The organism is Streptomyces dioscori, assembly GCF_003024195.1.
GTDB classification, from domain to species: Bacteria; Actinomycetota; Actinomycetes; order Streptomycetales; family Streptomycetaceae; genus Streptomyces; species Streptomyces dioscori.
Map to the genome: position 1 here is coordinate 33,412 of NZ_KZ679066.1, position 24,309 is coordinate 57,720.

General features: G+C 72.3%; 17 protein-coding genes and 1 pseudogene. 10 read left to right on the forward strand and 8 right to left on the reverse strand.

The genetic code is table 11. From position 1 onward, the window contains the following. Positions 1 to 124: 124 nt before the first annotated feature. Both C6Y14_RS42425 and C6Y14_RS42430 read right to left on the reverse strand, forming a co-directional pair. Positions 125 to 658, reverse strand: coding sequence for a GNAT family N-acetyltransferase (locus C6Y14_RS42425; RefSeq protein ID WP_107022278.1), 534 nt, complete (start codon positions 656 to 658; stop codon positions 125 to 127). A gap of 84 nt (positions 659 to 742) precedes the next feature. After that, on the reverse strand, positions 743 to 1,216 hold the full coding sequence (locus C6Y14_RS42430) for a hypothetical protein (protein ID WP_107022279.1): 474 nt from the start codon (positions 1,214 to 1,216) through the stop codon (positions 743 to 745). Positions 1,217 to 1,478: 262 nt separating this feature from the next. Here C6Y14_RS42430 and C6Y14_RS42435 point away from each other — a divergent pair, with 262 nt between their 5' ends. Then, positions 1,479 to 1,982 (forward strand): STAS domain-containing protein, encoded by a 504-nt coding sequence (locus C6Y14_RS42435; protein WP_107022280.1) that lies wholly within the window; start codon positions 1,479 to 1,481, stop codon positions 1,980 to 1,982. A gap of 160 nt (positions 1,983 to 2,142) precedes the next feature. Here the strand turns inward: C6Y14_RS42435 and C6Y14_RS42440 are convergent, their stop codons facing one another. Next, positions 2,143 to 2,571 carry a protease inhibitor gene (locus C6Y14_RS42440; RefSeq protein WP_107022281.1) on the reverse strand — a complete coding sequence of 143 codons (429 nt, stop codon included), beginning with the start codon at positions 2,569 to 2,571 and terminating at the stop codon, positions 2,143 to 2,145. A 292-nt stretch (positions 2,572 to 2,863) separates the two neighbouring features. Between C6Y14_RS42440 and C6Y14_RS42445 the strand changes: the two are divergent. The 3 genes and pseudogenes from C6Y14_RS42445 to C6Y14_RS42460 form a co-directional block, all read left to right on the forward strand. Beyond that, positions 2,864 to 3,499, forward strand: a pseudogene (locus C6Y14_RS42445) (cytosine permease); the annotation flags it as partial. 124 nt (positions 3,500 to 3,623) lie between these two features. Beyond that, complete coding sequence (locus C6Y14_RS44395) at positions 3,624 to 4,688, forward strand: hypothetical protein (RefSeq protein WP_159074414.1); 1,065 nt, start codon at positions 3,624 to 3,626, stop codon at positions 4,686 to 4,688. A gap of 116 nt (positions 4,689 to 4,804) precedes the next feature. Next, positions 4,805 to 5,977: a lactate 2-monooxygenase gene (locus tag C6Y14_RS42460; RefSeq protein WP_107022284.1), complete on the forward strand. Its 1,173-nt coding sequence runs from the start codon at positions 4,805 to 4,807 to the stop codon at positions 5,975 to 5,977. Between the two features lie 59 nt (positions 5,978 to 6,036). On the opposite strand, the gene C6Y14_RS42465 is transcribed toward C6Y14_RS42460, so the two are convergent. Next, positions 6,037 to 7,962 carry an RICIN domain-containing protein gene (locus tag C6Y14_RS42465; protein ID WP_107022285.1) on the reverse strand — a complete coding sequence of 642 codons (1,926 nt, stop codon included), beginning with the start codon at positions 7,960 to 7,962 and terminating at the stop codon, positions 6,037 to 6,039. 736 nt (positions 7,963 to 8,698) lie between these two features. Here C6Y14_RS42465 and sigJ point away from each other — a divergent pair. From sigJ to C6Y14_RS42485, 3 genes are all read left to right on the forward strand, one after another. Then, positions 8,699 to 9,712, forward strand: coding sequence for an RNA polymerase sigma factor SigJ (sigJ, locus tag C6Y14_RS42475; protein ID WP_107022287.1), 1,014 nt, complete (start codon positions 8,699 to 8,701; stop codon positions 9,710 to 9,712). Continuing rightward, a complete protein-coding gene (gene qcrB, locus C6Y14_RS42480; RefSeq protein ID WP_107022288.1) occupies positions 9,709 to 11,211 on the forward strand; it encodes a cytochrome bc1 complex cytochrome b subunit in 1,503 nt (500 codons plus the stop codon). The genes sigJ and qcrB overlap by 4 nt, the downstream gene beginning before the upstream one ends. A 154-nt stretch (positions 11,212 to 11,365) precedes the next feature. After that, positions 11,366 to 13,813, forward strand: coding sequence for a SpoIIE family protein phosphatase (locus C6Y14_RS42485; protein WP_107022289.1), 2,448 nt, complete (start codon positions 11,366 to 11,368; stop codon positions 13,811 to 13,813). A gap of 12 nt (positions 13,814 to 13,825) precedes the next feature. Here C6Y14_RS42485 and C6Y14_RS44400 read toward each other — a convergent pair whose 3' ends face one another. Further along, entirely contained in the window at positions 13,826 to 16,792 is a 2,967-nt protein-coding gene (locus C6Y14_RS44400) for a ricin-type beta-trefoil lectin domain protein (RefSeq protein ID WP_159074415.1), read from the reverse strand. A gap of 389 nt (positions 16,793 to 17,181) precedes the next feature. Here C6Y14_RS44400 and C6Y14_RS42505 point away from each other — a divergent pair, with 389 nt between their 5' ends. Next, entirely contained in the window at positions 17,182 to 18,456 is a 1,275-nt protein-coding gene (locus C6Y14_RS42505; protein WP_107022323.1) for an arsenic transporter, read from the forward strand. 168 nt (positions 18,457 to 18,624) lie between these two features. Further along, a complete protein-coding gene (locus C6Y14_RS42510) occupies positions 18,625 to 20,538 on the forward strand; it encodes a glycoside hydrolase family 9 protein (RefSeq protein ID WP_318658086.1) in 1,914 nt (637 codons plus the stop codon). 89 nt (positions 20,539 to 20,627) lie between these two features. Here C6Y14_RS42510 and C6Y14_RS42515 read toward each other — a convergent pair whose 3' ends face one another. After that, positions 20,628 to 21,593 (reverse strand): helix-turn-helix domain-containing protein, encoded by a 966-nt coding sequence (locus C6Y14_RS42515; protein ID WP_107022293.1) that lies wholly within the window; start codon positions 21,591 to 21,593, stop codon positions 20,628 to 20,630. A 64-nt stretch (positions 21,594 to 21,657) separates the two neighbouring features. On the opposite strand from C6Y14_RS42515, the gene C6Y14_RS42520 reads away from it, so the two are divergent. Next, on the forward strand, positions 21,658 to 22,491 hold the full coding sequence (locus tag C6Y14_RS42520; protein WP_107022294.1) for a phytanoyl-CoA dioxygenase family protein: 834 nt from the start codon (positions 21,658 to 21,660) through the stop codon (positions 22,489 to 22,491). A gap of 18 nt (positions 22,492 to 22,509) precedes the next feature. Here C6Y14_RS42520 and C6Y14_RS42525 read toward each other — a convergent pair whose 3' ends face one another. Further along, on the reverse strand, positions 22,510 to 23,157 hold the full coding sequence (locus C6Y14_RS42525; protein ID WP_107022295.1) for an HAD-IA family hydrolase: 648 nt from the start codon (positions 23,155 to 23,157) through the stop codon (positions 22,510 to 22,512). 89 nt (positions 23,158 to 23,246) lie between these two features. Beyond that, the gene (locus tag C6Y14_RS42530) at positions 23,247 to 24,263 is read right to left on the reverse strand and encodes an NAD(P)-dependent oxidoreductase (RefSeq protein WP_199855064.1); all 1,017 of its coding nucleotides are present in this window, start codon (positions 24,261 to 24,263) and stop codon (positions 23,247 to 23,249) included. Between the last annotated feature and the right edge of the window lie 46 nt (positions 24,264 to 24,309).

A 24,309-nucleotide genomic window follows, 5' to 3' on the forward strand; every position in this document is an offset into this window, starting at 1 on the left:
GGTGCGGAGTGCGGGGTGCGCAATGCCTGGTGCGGGGTGCCTGGTGCGGGGTGCCTGGTGCGGGCGGGGCCGCGTCGTCAGGCAGGGATCGGGACAGGGATCAGGGCGGTGATCCGGGCAGGGATCAGGGCAGGGGGACTTCGAAGTGGATGATCCCCTGGCCGCCGCCCGGTTCCTCGCGCTCGTCGTGGACGGCCTTGCCCAGCGAACGCCAGAACGCCTCCGCTCCGGGCACCGACGGGTCGGTGTGCAGATAGGCGGAGCGATAGCCGCCGTCGGCCACCGCGAAGTCGAGCAGCCCCGCGACGAGCCGGCGGGCCAGACCCTGTCTGCGGTCCTCCGGGCGGACGTACACCCGGCGCAGCTGGGCGGTCTCGCCGGAGGGGTAGCGCTCGGCCACGTGGCGCGGGTTCGGCGGGTGGGCCGGGCCGCGGGCGTCGAGGGCGGCGGTCGCGGCCACCGTGCCGTCCCGCGGGTCGACCGCGACCAGCAGGGTGTGGCGGACGGGCGCGACGTAGGCGCCGTGGAGGTCGATGATGTCCCGGTGCCAGCGAGGTACGTACCCTGTGCCGAAGTCCCGGTAGACGGTGTCGAGCATCACGGAGCGGGCGCCGTCGACGTCGTCGGGGGTCGCCGTTCTTATGCAGTAATCACGCACTTGCGCATCATATGCATTAAGGCTGTACGGGGCTGCCCGGGGGCCGGTGGATCAAGGTTGCCCGGGTTCCCGGCGGGCGGTGCTTCAAGATTGGCCGGGGCTGCCCGGAGCCACACCGGTTCGCCGCCACGACCCCTTCCACACGACCCAGACATGGCCGTCGGGGCCGTGGTGCACGTTCAGGCCGTCCACGACGGCGAGCAGCGGCAGATTCTTGGCGCCGGCGGGGTCGCCCGCGTCCAGGGGGACCGCCACGTCGTCGGTGGCCGCGACGGTGATGCCCGAGGGGTCCGCCGTGAGGACGATCCGGCAGGTGTCGGCGGCGCTGCGCGCCAGCAGACATCTGCTCGCGGAGCAGCCCGCGTCGAGGACCGGGGAGACGAACGACAGCGGGGCATCGATGACCTGCGTCACCGCCACGGCGGCCGCCTGGGCCGCGAACTCCCCGTCCTGGCGCGCGAAGAGGGCCGTGAACTCCATCTCCCGGACAGGTTCCATGAGCCCGTGCTCGGTGAGCAGCGCAGGCCCGTCCGAGGAAGCGCGTACCGGCGTTCCCACCGCCAACCCTCCTTGGCCAGACAGTCGTACGAAGTGCGTGGTGCGGCCAGGGACTGGGGCAGCACGGTGACTGTACGTCGACAACACCCCCATGAACAGGGCACGTTGAGCAAACATAAAGACCAAAAGTCAACGGCTACAGCTGAAGTTCACTAGGTCGAGTGAACTAGATCTTGCGTTGAGGGCGGTATGGATGGTTCCGGCGCACTACGGGTAACAACCGAGATCGAATACGCCCGTACCTGTACGAGGTGGAGCCGACATGCCACCCCAACCCCATGATCATGCCGCCGGACCGTCCGAGGGCGGCCACGAGGAGCCCGGCCTCGCGGGCGCGGCGGAGCCCGGGCTCGCAGGCGCGGCCCCCGGGCCCGGGAGCGCGGCGGGGTTCAGGCCGCCCCCGGCGAACCCGTACGCACACAGTTACCCGGGCCCCGGGTTCACCGTCGTCGAGGTGCTGGGCGAGATCGACATGGCGACGGCCGGCGCCCTGAGCGAGCACCTGGACGCCCTGACCTCGGACGGAGTGCCCCAAGTCGTGGCGGACCTCCGGGCGGTCGAGTTCTTCGACTGCTCAGGGCTGCGGGTGCTGTGCCGGGCCGAACGCCGGGCCAGGGAACGCGGCGGCACCCTCCGCCTGGTCTCCGACCAGCCCCGCATCCACCGCCTGCTACGCGCCTGCGGCCTCCTGACCCGCTTCCCACCCTTGACGGAACTGCCTCCCGCGCCTCGGGCCGGAAATGACTGCGCCACCGGCCCGCAGTGAAGCCGGACATGCCAGGGCCGGCGGAGAGACGGCCCCACTCCGTCTCTCCGCCGGCCCCTGTTGCGAGGTCACGCGGCACTCCGCGACGGGACTCGCACTCCCCATCCGCTTACGCGGGCCTCCGTCGACGCACTCGGAGGACCACGCGACCCCGGCCCTGTCAGTACGTGAAGACGGTCGTCCCGTAGGAGTTCTTCACGCACTCGTTGGAGAAGGTGCGCTCGTACGAGATCCGCTTGCCCTGCCAGACGCCGTCGACCGTGACGACGACGGGGTCGTACTCACGGGTGCACAGGACGTCGGATCTGGCCGGCAGGGCGTTGAGGTCACCACCCGCCGCACGGAGTTCGGCACAGGCGGAGACCGCGGCCGGGTGGGTGCCCGAGGCCGTCGGCGCACAGTTCAGGGTGACCGCGCGTTCAGGTGTGGCCTCGGCCGCGATCTCCCCGTGGCCCGTGGTGAACACCAGGGACGAGGGGGCGTAGAGCGCGGTCGGCGATGAGGCGGCGAGGGCGGTCCCGGCCAGGGGACCGCAGACGGCGGTGGCCGTCAGGGTGATCGTCGCTGCCCAGCGCGCGGTGTTCGGCATTGTGTGCATCCTTCCGCTCGGTCGAACGCCGCACCGGCTCGGTGTTGCCGGTGCGGCGAGCGCGAGTCTGCCGATTCCGCGACGGAAACACACGTCGACCCCACGCGTTTCAGTAACCTTGCGTATTGAATCAGTGGCGCGAAGTGACGGAAATCGAACACGTCTCCCTTGGAACTGGGCGGGCGCCATGTCGCCGCGCAGGCCCCCTGGCCGGATATCCCCTGCTCAGCAATAGGCCTGAAACATTCCGCTTCGAGCTGAGCGCAGACCTCTTGCGTCTCGCCCGCACCCGCGACGCCTGCCGGTGTGCCTGCTCGCACTGATCGGCGGCATGGCGACGGGCACGACCGCGCTGTACGGCACGGGGCTCGACTTCTCCTCCGTGTTCCCGCGGCTGTCGCGGGTGCAGGCCACGGTGCTGGTGGGTGTGTTGTCCATCGCGTTCATCTTCGTGGGCCGCTTCGGCTTCGACCTCGTCCAGAGCATCTCGACGTTCGCCACGATGATCATCACCTGTACGACACCGTGGATGGTCGTGATGATGCTGGGCTTCCTCACCCGCCGCGGCTGGTACGACCCCGACGCGCTCCAGGTCTTCAACCGGCGCCAGCGCGGCGGCCGTTACTGGTTCACGCACGGCTGGAACTGGCGCGGCATGACCGCCTGGTGGGTCTCCGCGCTGCTCGGTGTCCTCTTCACGAACATCCCCGGCCAGTTCGTGGGACCGCTCGGCGATCTGGCCGACGGGGTCGACATCGGACTGCCGATCTCGCTGGCCGTCGCGGCGGTCCTGTTCCTCGGCCTGCTGTGGTGCTTCCCCGAGCCGAGGGCTGCGTACGGGCCGAAGGGCGCGCGGCTGGTCCGTACCGTGGACGTGCCGGTGCCGCCGATCACGGGGCCGGGCCGGCCGACGACTCCTGGAGCCTGACCCCGCGCGGCTCCCGAGCGCCTCTACCCCGCACCCCGTACCCCGTACTCCTGACAGCGAAATCCGGCCAGCTCCTGCCGCAGGGGGGCTGTCCGGGAACGCCGTCTTCGTAGACTGCCCCGCCATGGGAGAGATCTACGGACTGGGCGAGATCACTTGTCCGTCCGGTGAGTTGGTGATCGTCGACGCCGGTCATCTGGGCATGTGGAGCGGTGAGGGTTCACCGGCGCTGGTGGACCCGGGTGCGTTCGGGGTCCGGGATCCGGCGGTCGCCGCCGATGTGAGCGCGGCGACCGACTTCCTGATCACCGGCCCCGACGCCGACACCGCGGCCCACTCCTTCGACAGGCAGCCCGGCCGGACGCTGCACGACATCCCGGCGTCCGGGGCCGCGCATCTGGTCGAGCTCTTCGACGCGCACTGCCGGGAGCAGGGCCTCGACGCCGCACTCGAAGCCCGCGCCGAACGGGTGCCGCACCGAGAGCGGGTACGCCGGTGCGCGGAACGCGGCGGAGGCTGCTTCCTGATGAACGGCGTGCCGGTCGTGGCCCTCGGCGGAGTACCCCGGGACCGTCCGCTGCCGGTCCTCGCGACGGACAGCGGCATCGTGGTCCCCATCGCCCCCTCCGCCGTCGCCCTCTCCCCCATCGGCTCTTCCCTCGCCCCCTCCTTCTCCCCATCCCCCGCCGTCGCCGCCGTCAAGTCGGTGGAACTCGGGGAGATCCGCGTCGACTGGGCCCGGCTGCTCTTCGGCGACGCCGACGCACTGAGCGCCTGGCGGCACGACGACCCCGTCGACGGGCTGGCCGACGTCGCGTTCTGGGGCGCGGCCGAGGCCGAGGCCGCCACCGAGTTCGCGGCCCCGGACCTGGGCGAGCCCGGTGAGAAGGGCGTGAAGGGCTGGACGGGTCTGCCGATGCCGGACGCGATGCGGCTGGCCACCGCGCTCTTCGATTGGAAGGACGCGGACCCGCGCAGGCGGTTGATGGTGGACTTCCGCCCGCACTCCCACCACTGGCAGATCATGCGAGCGATCCGTGCCTCCCCGCTGGAGTCCGGCACCGTGCGGGTCGGCGGCGCACAGGTGCTGTGCGCGATGACCGGCCAGGGCGACGGCTGGTTCCCGGTCACGGTGGATCTGGACCCGACGGGCCGCCTGGTGTCCGTACGGGTGTCGTTCCCGGTCTGAGCGTGCCGTCCCCGTGCTGGACGGCTCTTGCCCCGCTCGTCAGGATCGTCGCGGGGCCAGGTCAGGATCGGTTCGGTCCCTGCCACCGGAACCAGGGCGAGAGGCGGAACGTACGGATGACGAAGCACTGGGCGGACTTCCAGTACGAGATCTATCTGAACGGGTTGACGGGAGCGGTACCCCGGCTGCCCACCGATCTGACCCGGCTGGAGGAGCTGACCGAACAGCGGCTGGGGCCCGGCCCGGTGGGCTATGTGGCGGGCAGCGCGGGCAACGGCAGTACGGCACGGGCCAACCGCGCCGCGCTGGAACGCCGCCGGATCGTGCCGCGCATGCTGCGGGACGTCCACGAACGCGACCTGTCCGTCGAGGTGCTGGGCCGCCCGCTGCCCGCGCCGCTCGCGCTCGCGCCGGTCGGTGTCCTGTCGATCATGCATCCGGACGCCGAGTCGGCGGCGGCCCGCGCCGCCGCCGCACAGGGGGTGCCGTTCATCCTGTCGTCCGCCTCCAGTACGCCGATGGAGCAGGTCGCGGAGGCGATGGGGGGCGGGGAACGCTGGTTCCAGCTGTACTGGGCGAAGGACCGCGAGGTCACGAAGAGTTTCCTGGACCGGGCGAAGGCCTCCGGGTTCACCGCCCTGTTCGTCACGCTGGACACGCCCCTGCTGGCGTGGCGGCCCCGGGACCTGGACCAGGCATACCTGCCGTTCCTGCACGGTGTGGGCACCGCCAACTACTTCTCCGACCCGGCGTTCCAGGCAGGTCTGGCCAAGCCCGTGCACGAGGACCCGAACGCCGCGGTCATGCACTTCGTCGGGATGTTCGCCGATCCCGCGAAGACCTGGCCCGACCTGGAGTTCCTGCGGGCGAACTGGGACGGCCCCATCGTCCTGAAGGGCGTCCTCCATCCCGACGACGCCCGGCGGGCCGTCAACGCCGGGATGGACGGAGTGGTCGTCTCCAACCACGGCGGACGTCAGGTGGCCGGTGCCGTCGCCGCCGCCGACGCGCTGCCCAGGGTGGTCGAGGCCGCCGGGGACCGGCTGACCGTCTTCTTCGACAGCGGGATCCGCTCGGGCGACGACATCTTCAAGGCACTGGCGCTGGGCGCCGAGGCCGTGCTCGTAGGGCGTCCGTTCGCCTACGGGCTCGGCCTCGACGGCCAGGCCGGCGTCGAGCACGTGATCCGCTGTCTGCTGGCCGAACTCGACCTCACGCTCGCCCTGTCGGGACACGCCGGACCGGGCGACCTCGGCCCCGACGACCTGGAGGAGGAGACCGCCTCCTGACCGTCACCTGACCGGGGCCGTGGCCGCCAAGTCGGCCGCAGCCCCGCCGAATCCGCAGGTCACAGACCGAGGGCGGTGACCGACCTCGCCAGCAGGAGGGGCAGTGGTTCGGCGGGAGACGTACCGGAGTCGTCGACCGTGGCGGCCCGGCGCTCCGCGTAGGGATCCCTGTGGGGATCCGCGTAGGGACTCGACGCCGAGGGGGTCGACTCCGCCCCCTCGTCCAGCTGGTCCGGTCCGTCCGCTCCCGACGTACCCGGCTCGGCCTCGCACCTCGGCCCGGCGCACCCGGACCCCGAGCCGGCCCCGTCCCCGCTCCCGGCGTCGGCGTCGGAGCCGATCCGCGTGTCCGACGCGGACCGGCCGGCGGTCGGCTCGCCGGACGGCGCGTCCGTGCCCGCTATCGACAGCGACTCGGGCGTCGCTCCGGTGTCGTCGGTGAGCCAGCGCTGGTCGTCACCGCGGTCCCGGATCTTGACCACCACATCCGCCTCGGCCTCGTCCGCGGCGGGGGCGACGGCCAGTTCCGCCTGCCAGCGGGGCAGCAACTCGCCCCGCACGGTGAGGTCGTAGCGCACGTCGTCACCCCGCTCGGCGGACGCGGCGGCGCAGTTGCCCAGGACGACCACACCGGCGTCCACATGGGAGTCCAGGCACAGATCGGGTTCGGCGGCGCTGCGCAGGAGGCCGTCCTTCTCGTACGACCACTTCTGTGTCGCGACGGCCGAGCACGTGTCGAGTTCGGCACCCGCGCCGGCTTTCGCCCTGCCGCCCTTGATGTCGAGGCAGAGGTCGGCGGCGAGGTTGCGCAGCCGGGTCCGGACGGGCCCGGTGGGAAGGCCCGCCGAGTCGGGCGGGGCGGACGACCGGGCGGGCGGTGCCTGCCCGCCCGGGGAGAGACCGGCGGACGCCCCGGCGGTGGCCGACGGGTCGGCCCCGTCGTCGTCCTGCGACCACAGGCTCGTGACCAGGACGGTCGCGAGCAGGGCCACCGAGACCAGGCCTGCTCCGGTGAGGATCGCCTTCGAGTGCCGCGGGCCCGGGGAGGAGTGCCGTCCCTGCCGGGCGGAGCGCTGGGACAGCGGACGGGGTCGGCCGGTGCCGCCCGCGCGTCTGCCGGTGTGCCGGACGGACCGGACCGCCGGATGACCGCCGCTCGGCCGCGATTCGAGATAGCGGCGGGCACCCCAGCCGAGCACGCCTTCGGCGAGCAGTCCGCCGAGACCGCCCTCGAAATGGCTCAGTTGCTCGGCCGCGTAACGGCAGAATCGGCACGCCAGCAGATGTTGCTGCACATCGGGGAGCAAGGCGCCGCCACGCCGAATGGGAACGTCCAGGAGACGGTTGTAGTGGCGGCATTCCTTGTTCGGCGCGAGTTCACGGTGGGCCCGTACACAGCCTTCGCGGAATTTCTCGCGGGCCTGATCGAGCGCCGCCGACGCGTTGTCGACATCCATGCCCAGCAGACCGGCCGGTACGGATATGTGCTCGGCCTCGACCTCGGTGTGCCAGAGCACGCACTGGGCGAGTCCCGGGAGAGCCTGGAAAGAACGTTCCGCGAGCTTGCGATTTTCCGGTGTCGTGGACTTCGTCACGCGCATACCGCGACCGCCGGCCGGTTTCCGGAGATCCGGAAGTGCCTCGGATATTCGGTCCTCCGCGGACCACACCGTGATGATGTCCCGTACGGCCACCAGGAGCTGGGGGCGCAGGGCGGCGGCGGACCCGGCGCGCCGGAGGCGTTCCAGTACCTGCTGGAAGGCTGCGGCGGTGACCATCGAGGCGACGTCCGTCGAGGAGGCGAGGCAGATGACCGCGTAGTCGTGTGTCGGCTGCCAGTGCCGCGCGAGCAGGAGCGCGGCGGGGTGCGCCAGTTCGCCTTCCGGCTGCGCCCGCAGGAGGGCGGCGAGGCTCTCGTCGGATTCTCCGGGGGCGGCACCGGAGGCGGGCGGATACGGCGGACGTGGCGGGTGGGGGGTGTGCACTGAGCGGTTTCCTTCCAAGGCACAAGGTGGCACACAGGAGTTCTGACCGCCGAAAAGGAGCTCCTGTTGGTGCGTACCTTTCGGGCTTGGCGCACGGAAAGCGGCCGGGACGTCTCCCACTCGGCATCCGCCGGCCACGAGCCTTTCGGGCCCGACAGCACGATGAAATCCCGAACGGTGAATCAGACCTGGCCATTGGCCATGTGCGAGGAAGTTCACCCTTGCACATGACGCTCACGCCCAACAAGGCGCGTGAGCCACTTCGACGACATCCGCCCATTGAAGGAAAGTCAGTTTCCATCCCGGTCAAGTCGTCCGGCCCTTCTCGGCAACTCGTCCGGTCCCTCTCGGCAACTTCGCCCGGTCCATCTCGGTCAACTCATGACGGGCGGAACGGTTCGGCAGGGTATTGCCCGCCGAGCACCCCGTGTGAAGCGTGTACCCGCGCCGGAGGCCCGCGCACGCTCCCGGCGCGAGAGGGCGGGGAGTCCACTGGTACCCGGCCCTTCTCGGAAGGCCCCGCGCGGGACGGCGGCTCTCCCCCGCGAAACGGGCCGTCGACCCCGATCTCCCGCCCTCGGTCGGCGGCCCCGAGGGCGGGTCGGCCCGCCCCCCTCCTCCTGAATGCGCCCGGTGCCGCACACGCCTGAGACCTGGGTCACATTCCGCGGTGACCTGTCACATCCCGGCCCTCCGGAGCCCTCGCAGTAGTGAGCGCGCTACGGGAGGCACAGGCATGTCCGACAGTCCGTCACCTCAGACCCATGAGCAACCGACCGCGGCGACACGGCAGTTCATGGAACACCGCGAGCTGTTGTTCGCGATCGTCTACAACATGCTCGGTGGCGTCGCCGACACCGAGGACGTACTCCAGGACACCTGGCTGTCCTGGTCCGGCAGCCGCGACCGGTCGCCGGAGCGGCACATCGAGAACCCGCGCGCGTATCTGGTGCGCGTCGCGGTGAACCACGCGCTGACCCGCCGGGCCGCGATCAGCCGGCGGCGTGAGACGTACATGGGTCCGTGGCTGCCCGAGCCGCTGGTGGCCGCGGCGGGCGAGGAGCCGGCGACGGACGCGGCCGAGCGCACCCTGCGCACCGAGTCCGTCTCCCTGGCGATGCTCGTCGTCCTGGAGTCGCTGACCCCGCTGGAGCGGGCGGTGTTCGTCCTCAACGAGGTCTTCGGGTACGCCCACACCGAGATCGCGGAGATCATCGACCGCACCCCCGCGGCGGTACGCCAGCTCGCGCACCGCGCCCGCGGGCACGTCCACGCCCGCCGGCCGCTGTACGAGGCACATCCGAGGGTGCGCAGGGAGGCGACCGAGCGGTTCGTCGAGGCCACGCTCGGCGGGGACATCGGCGCGCTGATGGAGATCCTCGCGCCGGACGTGACGGTGTGGACGGACGCCGGCGGCAAGCGGCGGCCGGCGGGGCTGCGCCCGGTGCACGGGCGGGACAAGGCCGTCCGCCTCCTCACCGCCGGTGCCTCGCGGGGCGCCGGACAGCATCTGGACCTGCGCTACCGGCGGGTCAACGGCGACGACGCGGCGGTGCTGTTCGCGGGCACGGCCCCCTACGCCGTGATCGTCCTGGACCTCACCCCGGAGGGCGACCGGGTGTCCGGGGTCTACGTCGTCACCAACCCCGACAAGCTCACCCACGTGCATCCCGCGAAGGCCGCCGAGACCACCGGAACCGCCGAGACCACCGAGACCGCCGAGACCGCGGGGAAGAGGGCAGACGCGTGACCGCCACCGAGCAGGAGACGCCCGGGTCGAGAGGGCCCGCCGCGTCCTCCGGTCAGCGGGTCGCCGACTGGTTCGACGGCCGCCTCGGCACCCACACCCTCGGCAGGAAGTATCTGCGCAAGGTCTTCCCGGACCACTGGTCGTTCCTGCTCGGGGAGATCTGCCTCTACAGCTTCGTCATCCTGATCCTGACCGGCGTCTACCTGACCCTGTTCTTCCACCCGTCGATGAACGAGGTCACGTACAACGGCAGTTACGTCCCGCTGAACGGCATCAGGATGTCGGAGGCGTACGCGTCCACGCTGGACATCAGCTTCGATGTGCGGGGCGGTCTGCTGATCCGGCAGATCCACCACTGGGCGGCGCTGATCTTCATCGCCGGGATGCTCATGCACATGATGCGGCACTTCTTCACGGGCTCGTTCCGCAGGCCCCGTGAGGTCAACTGGCTCTTCGGCTGGACGCTGTTGTTCCTCGGCCTCTTCGAGGGGCTCTTCGGCTACTCGCTCCCCGACGACCTGCTGTCCGGCACCGGGATGCGGTTCGTGGACGGCGCCGTCCTGTCGGTGCCGATCGTCGGCACGTACCTGTCGTTCTTCCTGTTCGGCGGCGAGTACCCCGGCCACGACATCATCGCGCGCTTCTACTCGCTGCACATCCTGGTGATTCCCGGGATCATGGCGGCCCTGGTGGTCGCCCACCTGATCCTCGTCGTGTACCACAAGCACACCCAGTTCCCAGGCCCGGGAAAGACCGAACGGAACGTCGTGGGCTCGCCGTTCATGCCGGTCTACCTGGCCAAGGCGGGCGGCTTCTTCTTCCTGGTGTTCGGGGTGATCGCCCTCATCTCGGCGGTCGCGTCGATCAACCCGGTCTGGTCGTACGGCCCCTACCGTGCCGACCAGGTGTCCACGGGGGCGCAGCCGGACTGGTACCTGGGCTTCGCCGAGGGGCTGGTACGCATCATGCCGGGGTGGGAGATCACGGTGGCCGGGCACACGCTGGTCCTCGGTGTGCTGATCCCGATCGTCGTCTTCCCTCTCCCGCTGGTCTTCATCGGCGCCTATCCGTTCCTGGAGTCATGGCTCACCGGCGACAAGCGCGAGCACCATCTCCTGGACCGGCCCCGCAACCGGCCGGTCCGTACGTCCATCGGCGCCGCGTGGATCAGCCTCTATCTGATCCTGCTGGCGGGCGGCGGCAACGACATCGTGGCCACCCGTCTGCATCTGTCCATCAACACGGTGACCTGGGCCGTGCGGATCGCCGTGTTCGCCGTCCCGGTGCTCGTCCTCGTCGCGACCCGGCGCATCTGCCTCGGCCTCCAACGCCGGGACCGGGACCTGGTGTTGCACGGCCGCGAGACCGGCGTGATCAAGCGGCTCCCGCACGGCGAGTACGCCGAAGTGCACCGGCCCCTCTCCCCCGCCGAACTGCACACCCTCACCCAGCACGAGCAGCCGCAGGAGGTCAGCGGGACGGGACGGCCAGGCGGCTGATCCGCGGGCCACCACGAGTCGAGGCCCGGTCGGGAGCCGGTGCGCGGGAGGCGGGAAGCGCCGCGCCGGGTGCGGAAGGGCCGGACGCACTACCCTGGAACACAAGTGATGCACCTGTTCACCGTGAGTGTGTGCGCAATGGAGTGGCGGCGATGTGAGGAGCCACAGCGAGACGTCGGGCGACGGCCCGGGCTATCCGTTCGACGAGACCTCCACGGCACGAGCCGTCATCGACGGTGACGGCGTCGTCGTCGAGTGGAACGAAGGCGCCCGGCGTCTGCTCGGGCATGCGCCGGCCGACGTCGTGGGCCGGCCCGCCGCGCGGCTGCTGGCGCCGGACGCCGGTGAGCTGTGGCGTCCGTCCGCCGACAACCGCTGGATCGGCACCCTCGCGCTGCGCCACGAGGACGGCCGCACCCGGCGCGTCTGGCTGCTCGCGCACCGGCGGCGCCCCGAGCTGGGCGCCCGCAGCGACTGGCTCGTCGTGACCCCGCTGGAGAACGGCGCCCTGGTCGCGCAGGACGACTCCCTCACCTCCACCTTCCTGGACGAGTCGCCCTGCGCGACCGCGATCTTCGACGAGCGGCTCCGGCTGCGCAGGGTCAACGCGGTGATGGCCGAGTCGATGGGCCTCCCGGAGGAGCACATCCGTGGCCTGCGGATCCCGGAGATCGGCGGCCGGCCGCAGAACGAGGAGCTGGAGGGGCACATGCTCCGGGTGCTCCGGACCGGCAGACGTGAGGACGTGCAGACGTACCTGGGCACCGCTCCCGAGGGCCGCGCCCAGGCCTGGCTGGCGCGGATGGCGCCGCTGACCGACGCGGAGGGCCGGGTGCGCGGCATCTGTCTGTCCGCCCACGACTTCACCGAGCAGTACCTCGCCCGGGAGCGGCTGCAGCTCGTGAACGAGGCGAGCATCCGTATCGGCTCCACCCTCGACGTCACCCGTACGGCGCAGGAGCTGGCCGACGTCTGTGTGCCCGCGCTCGCCGACTTCGTCAGCGTCGACCTGGTGGACCCTCCCGACCGCGGCGGCGAACCGCACAACGGACCGGTCTTCGCCCCCGTGAGCCTGCGCCGCGCCGCCCACCGGTCGGTGCACCCCGGCGACCCGGAGTCGGTGGTCAAACTGGGAGAGGTCGACACCTATCCGGCCGGCTCACCGCAGGCCGACTCCCTGGTGGCCGGCCGGCCCATCGTGGCCGCCGATGCCGCGAACACCCTCTCGGAATGGCTCGCCTGGGACCCCGTACGCGCCGACCGGGTCCGGGAGCACGGCATCCACTCCACGATGTCCGTACCCGTCCAGGCCCGCGGCGCGACCCTGGGCGTCGCGGTCTTCACCCGGTTCCGGCGGCCCGACCCGTTCACCGCCGACGACGTGCTCCTGGCCGAGGAGGTCACGGCCAGGGCGGCCGTCTGCATCGACAACGCACGCCGGTTCTCCCGCGAACGCGAGACCGCGATCGCCCTGCAGCGCAGCCTGCTGCCCCGCTCGCTGCCGCACACGGCCGCCGTCGAGGCGGCCTCGCGCTATCTCCCCGCGGCGCGGGCGGGCGTGGGCGGCGACTGGTTCGACGTGATCCCGCTGTCGGGGATGCGGGTCGCCATGGTCGTCGGAGACGTCGTCGGCAACGGGCTGCAGGCGTCCGCCACCATGGGCCGGCTGCGGACCGCCGTGCGCACCCTCGCCGACATCGACCTGGCGCCGGACGAACTGCTCACCCACCTCGACGACCTCGTCGTACGGCTCTCCGCGGAGGCGGGCGGCGAAGGCACCACCGGCGAGGTCGGCGCCACCTGCCTGTACGCGGTCTACGACCCGGTCACCCGGTGCTGCACCCTCGCCAGCGCCGGTCATCCGCCGCCGGTGATGGTTCCGCCCGGCGGGCCGCCCGAGGAGATCGACGTACCGCCGGGGCCGCCGCTCGGCCTGGGCGGGCTGCCTTTCGAGTCGGCCGAGCTGCGACTCGCCGAGGGCACCGTCCTCGCCCTCTACACGGACGGTCTCACCGAGAGCCGCGAGCGTGACCTCGACGAGAGCCACGCGCTGCTGTCCCAGGCACTGGCGCGGGCCTCGGGATCCCTGGACGAGACCTGCCACGACATCCTGCAGTCGCTGCTTCCGCCCACCGGCGCCTCGGACGACGTGGCCCTGCTGCTCGCCCGGACGAAGGGCCTGCCGTCCGCCCAGGTGGCTACCTGGGAAGTACCGGCCGACCCCGCGCTCGTCGCCCCGATCCGCAAGCAGGTCGTCCGGCAGCTGGAGACCTGGGACGTGAGCGAGGCGGCGTTCACGACCGAGCTGGTGGTCAGCGAACTCGTCACCAACGCGATCCGCTACGGCGAACGTCCGATCCGGCTGCGGCTCATCCACAACGCCGCGACGCTGATCGTGGAGGTCTCGGACTCCAGCCACACCGCGCCGCATCTGCGCCGCGCCAAGACGTTCGACGAAGGTGGCCGCGGGCTGCTCCTGGTCGCCCAGCTCACGCAGCGGTGGGGCAGCCGCCACACCACGGAGGGCAAGACGATCTGGGCGGAGCTGGTGTTCGGCGAGGACGGCGAGGGCCGCGAGGGCGGCGAGGGCGGCGAGGGCTGATACGCCGCCGGTTCAGCGCCCGCCGCCGTAGCCACCCCCGTAGCCGCCACCTCCGTAACCACCCCCATATCCGCCCCCGTATCCGTCGCCGTGGCCGCCGCCGGATCCGTCGTCGTACCAGCAGTAGTAGCCGTAACAGGTCCAGCCGGAAGCGGAGACCGTGGGCCGTGGGGTCGGGGTCGCCTCGGACGGCGTGGGCTTCGGTCCGGGGGTCGGTGGTGCGGTGCGGCCGGGCTTCGGCTCGACGGTCGGTGCCGGTGCCGGTTTCGCCGTCTCCCCGTCCGTGTACGAGGTGATCCACTCCATCTGGACCGAGTCCACCGAGGCGTCGATCTCCCACCGCTGGGCGGGTCCGCCGGTACGGGACGTGAGGACCAGCCCTGCCTCGTCGCCCCCGGAGCCGGGAGCCAGCGCTAGCGCCGGCTGCCCGAGGGGGACGAGGCTTCCCTCCGAGGTGAAGTCGTAGCGGACGCCCGCCCGGTCCTTCTCGCCCTCGCACGGCCCCAGCCGGACCGAGGAGGGGAGCCGGGAGTCGAGGCACAGGTCCTCGTCCGCCAGGCTCCGCAGCAGCCCGTCGCTCTCGTACGACCACTGCTGGCGCTCCGAGGCGGTACAGGTGGCGAGGACGACCTCGGCGCCCACGCCGACCTTGCCGTCGGCGACACCGGCGCAGTCGCCGCTGCCTCGGTTGCGGAGCCGTCCGCCGAGAGCACCGGGCCCGGTGTCGCCGGCGCCGATCCTGGTCGGAACGTCGACGGGCTCATCGGCCGTCGCCCCGGCGCCCGGGGATCGGGCGGGTTCGTCCCCGCCACCGGCCCACAGGACCAGCGGCACGAGGACGCATCCGCTGACGACGAGCACGGCCAGGGCGAGGTCCCGGCGCCGCCGCGGGGAGCGCCTGCCGGTGGTCCCGGGGGCACCTCCGTCCCCGTCCGTCATCGGAAGCCGCAGGGCATGCCGCGGCCGGCCACTACCGAGGTACGAGCCGATACCGAGGTGAGCGCCGACGGCCCCTGCGTCCGAACCCGCCACCCGGCCTCCGGCCGCGGCGTCACCCGCCCGAGAGCGGGCCCCCCGGCGGGGATCGGCCTTGCGCCGGGGACTCGCACCCCAGACGGAGTCGGCATCGACGTCCAGCTCGTCGGCGAGGTCGGGGACGGGGCCGGGGATCGAGCGGGGCCCGCCGCCCGGACCAGGCCCGTCGCCCGACAGCGGGCCGACCCCTCGGGAAGAATCCGCCTCCGCCCCAGGACCACGACCGAGACGTCGGCCGGGGCCTTGCCCGGAGCCGGAGCCGGAGCCGGAGCCGGGGCCGGGGCCGGGGCCGAAGCTGGAGCCGGAGCCGGAGCCGGAGCCGAGGCCGAGGCCGGAGCCGGAGCCGGGGCCGAAGCCGGAGCCGAGGCCGAAGCCGGAGCCGAGGCCGAAGCCGGAGCCGGAGCCGGAGCCGAGGCCGGAGCCGGAACTGAGGCCCGAGTCGGGAATCGAACGCGGCCCGCCGCCCGAACCGCGTCCGGCGCCGGCCTGCGGGGCGGACCCCCGGGAGGAATCCGCCTCCGGGCTGGGACCGCGACCAAGACCTGGGCCTCGGCCCTGACCGGGGCTGGGGGCCCAGCCTGCGCCGGAGGCCGAGCCAGATGTGGAGCCCGAGTCGGGAATCGAACGCGGCCTGCCGCCCGAACCGCGTCCGGCGCCGGCCTGCGGGGCGGACCCTCGGCAGAAATCCGCCTCCGGGCTGGGACCGGGTCCAGGGCCTCGGTCGTGTCCCTGTCCGGAGCCGGGACCCGAGCCGGTGGTCGAACGAGACCCGCCGCCCGAGCCACGCCCGGCGGCGGCTGTTGGGTCGGGCCCACGGTAGGACCCCCCTCCCCGGCGGGGACCAGGCCCGAGACCTCGTCCCGAGCCGGGGCCGGGACCAAGGCCGGGGCCCGAGCCGGGGCCGGGGCCCGAGCTGGAGCCCGAGCCGGAGCCGGAGCTGGAGCCCGGGCCGGGAACCGCACCCGCACCGCTACCGGAGCCCCCGCCACCACCCCCCGGATACGACCCTCCGGTCGAGTGGAAGTCCACTCCCGGATGGCGCCCGGCGTCCGGGTCCGGGCCCGGGGCCGTGGAGACGACCGGGCCCGCCGTCGGCTCCTCGCCTCCGGGGCGGCGGCCGGGCCTGGAGGCCAGGTAGGGCAGGGCCGCCCATCCCAGTACCCCCTCCGCCAGCAGTACGGCCAAGCGGTCTCCCGACTGGTCCAGTTGTTCGGCCGAGTACGGGCAGTGCTCGCAGGCCGTCATGTGCTGTCGCAGGTCGGGGTCGACGCTGTTGCCGCCCCGGCGGAGCGAGACGTCGAGGAGCCGGCTGTACCGGCGGCACTCGTCGTCGGGAGCGAGTTCGCGATGCGCTTCGAGACAGTACTGACGCAGTAGTTCCCGTGCGCGTTCCAGGGCCTGGGAAGCGTCCCGTACGGGAAGGCCGAGCAGCCGCGCCGGCACGGCGAGTTCCTCGGCCTCGACCTCCGCGTGCCACAGCACGCAGCGCGCCGCCTCCGGCAGCCGTTGGAACGCCAGGGACACCAGTCGCCGGTCATTCGGCGGAAGCAGCCGATTCACGGCAGAACCGCTGTCGCCCCGCGCGGACCGCAACTCCGGACTCAGCATCCCCCGGCGTTTGTCCGCGTCCCATTCGCCCGCTGTTCGGCGTACCGCGACCAGCAACTCCGGCCGCCAAGCCGCTCTGGGGCCGACCTGTCGAACGGATTCCCCGAAGAGGCGGGTGAATGCGGCCGTGGCGAGCATTCCCGCGTACTGCACACCGTTCGTGCACAGACGCGCGTACGAGAAGACGGGCACCCAGTGCCGGCCCAGCAGTTCCCCCGCGGGATAGCGGGCGGGCGCCTTGCCCGACCCCTTCTTCAGCTCTGCCGCGAGCCGTTCGTCGGTCGTCTCGAACAGGCTGCCGGTCGCGGGGGAATGCACCGGGGTCGCGTCGTTCACGTGCACTTTCCTCCAGAGCCGCAAGCGGAATTAGTCCATACCAACGGGTACGGAAAGCGTTGTCTGCACGCCGACAAGCTGCACCTTGGCACAGCGAACCCTCAGGTAACAAGAGACGGGCTCTCAATCTCCTTCACCCGTACGCTTTTTGTCAGAGACAAAGTGTCAACAGTGCGCCGGGGCAATGCAATTCGGAATGAGCACGGGGATCGCTATTCCGTTGGAATATGCGACCCGGGAGCGAGCAGAAGGACGGGGCGGCGACACTCGCGCCCCCGTCCACCTCGGCACTCCGTCGTCTGATTCGATTGCACCGACCCACCGCCCCACCGAACGACCCGAACGACCCGAACGACCGAAATCGACAATCACTTTCCAAGGACGAACCCCTGAGCTCGACACTCGCGACCGCCCTTTCCGCTCTTCTGCTCGTAGCGGTGCTTGCCGGTGCCGTGATCCGGCCGTTCGGTCTGCCGGAGGCCACCGTGGCCGTCCCGGCCGCCGGGCTGGTGATGGCCACCGGCGCCATCTCCCTCGACCACGCGCGGGAGGAGGCCGAACTGCTCGGCCCGGTCGTGGGCTTTCTCGCCGCGGTGCTCGTGCTCGCCAAACTCTGCGACGACGAGGGCCTCTTCCGGGCCTGCGGCGCCTGGCTGGCCCGTACGTCGAAGGGCCGGCCGCAACGCCTGCTTGCCGCCAACTTCCTGCTCGCGTCGGTCATCACGGCCGTACTGAGCCTGGACGCCACGGTCGTCCTGCTCACCCCGGTGGTGTTCGCGACCGTGGCCCGCCTCGGCGCCCGCCCGGGGCCCCATGTGTACGCGTGCGCCCATCTGTCGAACACGGCGTCGCTGCTGCTGCCCGTCTCCAACCTCACCAACCTGCTCGCGTTCACGGCCAGCGGTCTGAGCTTCACCCGCTTCGCCCTGCTGATGGGCCCCGCGTGGGCGGTCGCCATCGCCGCCGAGTACCTGGTCTTCCGGCGCTTCTTCGCCGCCGAACTCGCCGAGCCGAGCGACCTGGACGGGGACTCCGAGGACTCGGCCGGGACCGATCCCGTCGACATGCCCGTGTTCGCGCTGGTCACGGTCGCCTGCACCCTCGCGGGCTTCGTGGTGACGTCCGCGGTCGGCATCGAGCCGGCCTGGGCGGCCCTCGCGGGAGCCCTCGTCCTGGCCGTCCGGGCGCTGGCCCGCGGGCGCACCACCCCGCTCGCCGTCGTACGGGCCACCTCGCTGCCCTTCCTCGCCTTCGTCCTGGCCCTGGGCATCGTGGTGCGCGCCGTGGTGGACAACGGCCTCTCGGACGCGCTCGGCCACCTGGTCCCGGACTCGTCGAGCCTGCTCGCGCTGTTCGGCATCGCGGTCCTCGCCGCCGTACTGGCGAACCTCATCAACAACCTGCCCGCGGTCCTGGTCCTGCTGCCCCTGGCCGCGGCGGCGGGCCCCGGGCCGATCCTCGCCGTCCTGCTCGGGGTGAACATCGGCCCGAACCTCACATACGCGGGTTCGCTGGCGACCCTGCTGTGGCGGCGGATCGTCCACCAGCACGATCACAGCGTGAATCTCGGTGAGTTCACCCGCCTCGGCCTGCTCACCGTGCCCGCCACGCTGATCCCAGCCGTGGTGGCGCTGTGGCTCTCACTGCGTGTGTTCGGGGCCTGAGTTCATACGTTCGGGCCCCGTGTCACGCGTACGGGCGAGGTCGCGCGAAGGGCATTGACGCTGTGACATGGCCATGCAATGCTCCCGTTTTGGGAGCGCTCCCACCCTTCTGTCGTCCACACCGGACGCCGTCCATGGACCCCCATTCCAGGCACCGGGAGACGCTCCATGCCCATGTTCCCGCACGCGCACCGCCGCCGTCCCACCGATCGCCGTACCGGAAGCACCGGAAGCCGCGGCAGTACCGGGGGCGCCGGGAGACGTACGACAGCCGCGCTGCTGACCGCCGTCCTGCTGACCGGCGGCCTCACCCTCGCGCCCGGCGCGGCCGGGGCGGCCGGAGCCCAGGCCGCCGCCGACTCAACCGCGGCCACCACACCGGTACGAGTCAACCAGGCGGGTTACCTGCCGGACGGCCCCAAGCGCGCCACGATCGTCACCGCGGCCCCCGAACCGCTGAACTGGCAGCTGCGGAGCGCGTCGGGCGCCACCGCCGCCTCGGGCCGGACCGTCGTACGCGGCACGGACGCGGCCTCGGGCGAGGCGACCCACGTGGCGGACTTCTCCGCGTTCCGCAAGGCGGGAGCGGGCTTCGTCCTGGTGGTCGACGGGTGGAGCAGCGCGCCCTTCGACATCCGCGCGAACCTCTACGACACCCTGCGCACCGAGTCCCTGGCCTTCTTCTACCACCAGCGCAGCGGCACGCCGATCGAGGCCGCCCTGGTGGGTCCCGCGTACGCACGGCCCGCCGGGCACCTGGGGGTCGCGCCCAACCAGGGCGACACGAACGTGCCGTGCCAGGCGGGGGTGTGCGACTACACCCAGGACGTGCGGGGCGGCTGGTACGACGCGGGCGACCACGGCAAGTACGTCGTCAACGGCGGTATCTCCGTCTGGACGCTCGTCGACTCCTTCGCGCGCGCGAAGCGGGCGGGCACCGCGTCCGCGCTCGGCGACTCGACCCTGCGGATCCCCGAGCGCGGCAACGGCGTCCCGGACATCCTCGACGAGGCCCGCTGGGAGCTCGACTTCCTCATGCGGATGCAGGTCCCCGAGGGCAGGCCCTACGCGGGGATGGCCTTCCACAAGATCCATGACGCGGCCTGGACGGGCATCCCGACGCGGCCCGACCTGGACCCCCAGCCCCGCGAGTTGCACCGCCCGTCCACCGCGGCCACGCTCAATCTCGCCGCGACGGCCGCGCAGTGCGCGCGGGTGTTCAGGCCGTACGACTCCGCGTACGCGAAGCGGTGCCTGAGCGTGGCACGCACGGCGTGGACCGCGGCGAAGGCCAACCCCGCGCTGTACGCGCCGGATTCGGACAGCACCGGTGGCGGCCCCTACAACGACACCCAGGTCACCGACGACTTCTACTGGGCGGCGGCCGAGCTGTACGCGGCGACCGGTGAACGCGCCTACCGGGACGCGGTCACCTCCTCGCCCTGGCACACCTCGGCGGACGCGCTCACCGCGACCGGCTTCAACTGGGCCGACACCGCGGCGCTGGGCCGGCTGACCCTGGCGACCGTGCCGAACGGGCTGCCCGCCTCCGACATCCGGCGCGTACGGGCGTCCGTGACCGCCGCCGCCGACGGGCACCTGGCCACGATGGCCGGGCAGGGCTACGCGGTGCCCATCCCCGCGAACGGATATGTCTGGGGCTCCAACAGCCAGGTCACCAACAACGCGATCGTCGTGGCCACCGCCTACGACCTGACCGGTCAACAGCGTTACCGGGCAGGGGTGTTGGAGTCGATGGACTATCTGCTGGGCCGCAACACCCTGAATCTCTCCTACGTCACCGGCTACGGCGACACGTACGCCAAGAACCAGCACCACCGGTTCTGGGCGCACCAGTACGACGCCTCGCTGCCGAACCCGCCGGCCGGCTCCCTCGCGGGCGGTCCCAACAGCGGTCTGCAGGACCCGGTGGCGCAGGAGCATCTCGCCGGGTGCGCCCCCGCCGCCTGCTACATCGACGACATCGGCTCGTACTCCACGAACGAGGTGACGATCAACTGGAACGCCCCGCTGGCGTGGCTGGCGGCCTTCGCCTCCGAACGCCGCCTGCCTCGCGCCTAGGGCGCTTCTGCCGGAAGGCGGGTTGCCTGTCCGCGGGTGCGTCGTGGCGGGGCGCGCAGTTCCCCGCGCCCCTTCGGGGCACGCTGTCGTCAGCGTCGGAGTCCCGCGCGGTACGCGCCGGGCGGGGCTCCGTAGCGCTGCCGGAAGACCCGGCTGAAGTGGAAGGGGCTGCTGAAGCCGGCGGCCACCGCGACCCGTTCCACCGGCAGGTCGGTCGCCTCAAGGAGCCGTGCCGCGTGCAGCAGCCGGGCGGCGAGCAGCGCCCGCATCGGTGACTGGCCGAGCTGCTGGGTGAAGAGGTGGGCGAAGCGGGAAGGTGAGAGCGACACCCCGGCGGCCAGGGTGTCGACCGTGTGCGGCGCTCCCGGGTCGGCGGCGATGCGCGCTTCGGCCCGCCGGATCCGCAGGTCGACACCCGGCCGGTCCGACCCCTCGCCCGCGCCCGCGGTCGCGGTGGCGGTGGCGGTGGCGGTCGTGAGCAGGACGATCGACTCCAGGGAGCAGAGGGTGAGTTCGCGGGCGGCGGTGCCGTGGGCGACGGCGACCGGGCCGCCCCCGGGCCCGTCGGATCCCCCGGATTCCCCGGGCTCGATGGCCGGCGGGGCGCCCTCCCCCGTCCACCTCGCGTCGGCGAGCATCCGCCGGAACGCCTGCTCCAGCCGGTCCCGCACCCCGGCCGGCACCCCGGCCGGCACCGGCGTGACGGCATACAGCCGGTCACCGCGCAGATGGGGCCGCAGCCGGTCCGTCCAGGCCGGGCGGGCCTGGCAGTGGACCCACCAGAACGTCCACCGCCGGGCGTCCGGCGCGACCGCGTAGCGGTGGGGCACACCGGGGCCGAGGACGACCAGGTCACCGGCGGCCGACCGCGTCCGGGTGGCCCCTTGGACCAGCAGCCCCGCGCCGTCCGTGGTCCAGGTGAAGAGCCAGCTGTCGGCGCCGCCCGGCCGGTCGACGCTGTAGCCGGGTCGCTCGTCGAAGCGGCCGACGGTCACCAGCCCCGGCGGCGGGGACGGCGCGGCAGCCTCGGGCAACTCGTCAGCATGCACAGGCATCCTCCCGGAAAGCGCTTGTCCCTAGCGTGAGGCATCCAGGACACCGGAGCGAAAGGGTCGTCGCATGAGCGGTCGTACGACAGTCACGGGCAGGGGCCTCGCCGACAGCTTCGAGGGGGACGGCTTCGCGGTGGCGCGCGGGCTGTTCGCCCCGGCGGAGATCGAGGCACTGTGCGCCGAGTTCGCCGCGCTGCACGCGGCCGGACCGGTCCCGGGACACTTCCAGCCCCGCGCGACCGGGACCACCGGGACCACCGGAGTCGCCTCGGCCGCCGACCCGCTGGACGTCCACCCCCGGGTCATGCAGCCGCACCTCATCAACAATCTGGCCCGGCGCTTCCTCCTCGCACCCCGGCTGCGCGAGGTGCTCGAACTCCTGCTGGGCGAAGAGGTGCTGGCGGCGCAGAGCATGTTCTACTTCAAGCCGCCGGGCGCCCGCGGGCAGGCCCTGCACCAGGACAACTTCTATCTGCGGACCGAGCCGGGCACCTGTGTGGCCGCCTGGATCGCCTGCGATGCGATCGACCGCGGGAACGGCGGTCTGGAGGTCGTCCCGGGCACCCACCGCATGGACCTGTTCTGCCCCGAAGAGGCCGACGAGGGGCTGTCGTTCGCCCGCGAGTACGTGCCGCCGCCGCCCGGTCTGTCCGCCGTGCCGGTCGACATGGCACCGGGCGACGTCCTCTTCTTCAACGGCAGCCTGGTGCACGGTTCCCCGCCCAACCGCAGCACCGACCGCTTCCGCCGCTCGTTCATCGGCCACTACGTCGGCCGCTCCACGGAACGCATCGGCCGCTACTACCCCACCCTCACCATGAGCGGAGATTCCGTCCCCCTGCTGGAGAGCGAGGGCGCTGGCCCGTGCGGCACCGAGTTCGCACCGGCGGGACCGCACTGAACCCGGGCACCCGCCAGGTCACGAGCGCAGCAGGTCCGCGGCACTCAGGTCGAGTACACCGTCGTGCCAGGTCAGCCCGCGCAGATCGCGGACGACGACCTGGGCGCCGGTGTCGAGGCCGCGCGGCCCGACCCCGATGACGTACGCACCTGCCGCCTCCCCCGCCTCGGCACCCGCGACGGCGTCCTCCAGGACGACGGTCCGCGCCGGGTCCGCACCGAGGCGTGCCGCCGCCGCGAGGTAGCCGTCGGGGGCGGGCTTGCCGTGCGTGACGTCGTCCGCGGTGATGAGCACGGGCGGCAGGGGAAGGCCCGCGGCGGTGAGGCGGGCACGGGCCAGCCCGGTGACCCCGGAGGTCACGACGGCCCAGCTGCCGTCCGGCAGGCTCGACAGGAGGTCGAGGGCGCCGGGCAGCGCGGTCGTGGTGGCGGCGGCCTCGATCTCCAGGCGGTCGATCTCGGCGAGGGCGGACGGCCGCTCCCCCGGGTCGGTCACCAGGAGGGCGACGGTGTCGGCCGAGCGCCGTCCGTGCACCATCGCCGTGACCTGCTCGGCGGACAGCCCGCGGGCCAGGGCCCAGCGGCTCCACGCCTGGTCGACGCCGAGGTCGGAGTCGACGAGCACGCCGTCGTTGTCGAAGAGGAGGCCGTCACAGGGAATCTTCATGTGCGCAATCATGTCCGGGATCTCCGTGTCCGGGATCTCAGGGTCCGGGATCTCAGGGTCCGGGATCTCAGGGTCCGGGGTCCGGTCTTTCAGACGACGGGACGGTTGCGGTAGCGGCCGACGAGTTCGCGGGCGGCGGTCTGCATCCGGGCGGGCGGCAGTCCCCGGGCCAGCAGGGTGAGATCGTCGACGACCATGTCGCCGATGCTCAGGAAGGCGTCCGGGATGCCGCCCGCGCGGTGGGCGGAGAGGACCAGGCCCTCCAGGGAGCGGGCGGGTTCGTCGGCCGCGACGGGTTCGTCGGGCCAGACGTCGATACCCGCGAGGAGCCGGCCCTCGGCGACCCGGGCGAGCAGTGCGGGGAAGTCCACGACGGGCGCGCGGCTGACGAGGACGAGCCGGGCGCCGTCGGGCAGCAGTGCCAGCTCGCGTGCGCCGAGCAGATGGCGGCTGTCGTCGGTGACGGTGGCGAGCACGAAGACGAACGTGCTGCGGGCCAGCGTCTCGTCGAGCGTGGCCGGCACCAGGCCCTGGTCGCGCAGGACGGCGGGCGGCAGCCAGGGGTCGTACACGCGCAGGGTCGGGCGGAAGGGCGCGAGGAGCGGGTGGAGGCTGCGGCCGAGGTTCCCGAAGCCGATGAGGCCGATGTCGGCGCCGCGCAGCAGTACGGAGTCGGCGGTGCCGTCGGACACGTACCGCTCCCGGCCGGCGCGGAAGGCGCGGTCCTCGCGGCTGATGCCGCGGGCCAGGTCGAGGGCGAGCCCGAGAGCGTACTCGGCGACGGCCTGGGCGTAGGCGGGTCCGCAGCCCAGGACGTGGATGCCGCGGCGGAAGCACCCGTCGTAGTCGACGTTCGGGAAGAAGTTGCCCTCGATGTTGAGCAGGGCTCTCAACTCGCCCGCGCGAGCGAGGCGTTCGGCGGGCAGGTCGGGCTGGCCGACGACGGCGAAGGCCTGCGGCAGCACCCGGTCGAAGGCATCCTCGCTGTCGGGCTCGACGACGGTGAAGCGGTCGTGGAGCCGGGACAGCGTGCCGGGCCTGAAGATGCGTTCTGTGGGGTGCGGGTCGGGGCGCAGGATCACGAGCGGCTTGTGCGGGGTGCTCACGGCTCTCCTTGCATCCGTCACGGTTCTCCCGGCCCCCGTACGCACG